Origin of the sequence: Mesorhizobium sp. M2A.F.Ca.ET.039.01.1.1, assembly GCF_003998035.1 — a bacterium.
Taxonomy (GTDB): Bacteria; Pseudomonadota; Alphaproteobacteria; order Rhizobiales; family Rhizobiaceae; genus Mesorhizobium.
Genome location: NZ_RZRY01001432.1, coordinates 1 through 594, shown reverse-complemented (window position 1 = coordinate 594; position 594 = coordinate 1). Strand labels below are relative to the sequence as shown.

1 protein-coding gene is annotated in these 594 nt (G+C 59.9%); it reads left to right on the top strand.

Annotation, left to right across the window (positions count from 1 at the left end):
* The coding region (locus EOA24_RS40285; protein WP_133375076.1) for a polysaccharide biosynthesis/export family protein at positions 1–594 on the top strand (594 nt) is incomplete at both ends.

Sequence of the window (594 nt, the reverse complement as noted above, 5' to 3'; positions counted from 1 at the left end):
CTCTCCCCGCCTCAGGACCAACTGCGTCCGTAATCGACCCCAAGGAACGTCGCGCGAATCAAGGCTATCAAGTTATCGATCTTGACGCTGAAGTGGCTTCGATCCTTGAACGCCTATCGGGTTTCTCCTTGGCGGACGGGTTTGGCAGCCACCCAGGGGCCCCTTCGCAACAACTTGGGATCGGCGACACGCTTTCAATCACTGTATTCGAGGCGGGCCCAGGCGGCTTATTCACCCCGCAGACTGAGGGGCCATTCACGGCCGGCGGGCACCAAACAGTCATCCCCAATCAGACCATTGACCGAGATGGCTCCATAACGGTCCCCTATGCCGGAACGGTGCGGGCTGCAGGGCGTACGCCGAAGGCCGTTGCCGCCGACATCCAAAAGAAGCTTGGTCCTCGGGCGCTTGAACCGCAAGTTATGGTTGCCTTGGCTAACAACGCAGCGGCCACAGCGTCGGTGCTGGGCGAGGTTACGAGTGGAGGCAAGGTCAATCTAGGTATTCGCGGTGAACGCATTCTGGATGTCATCGCTTCCGCGGGCGGCATTAAAGCCCCGGAGCACGAAGTAATCGTTCGCCTTATGCGTGGCC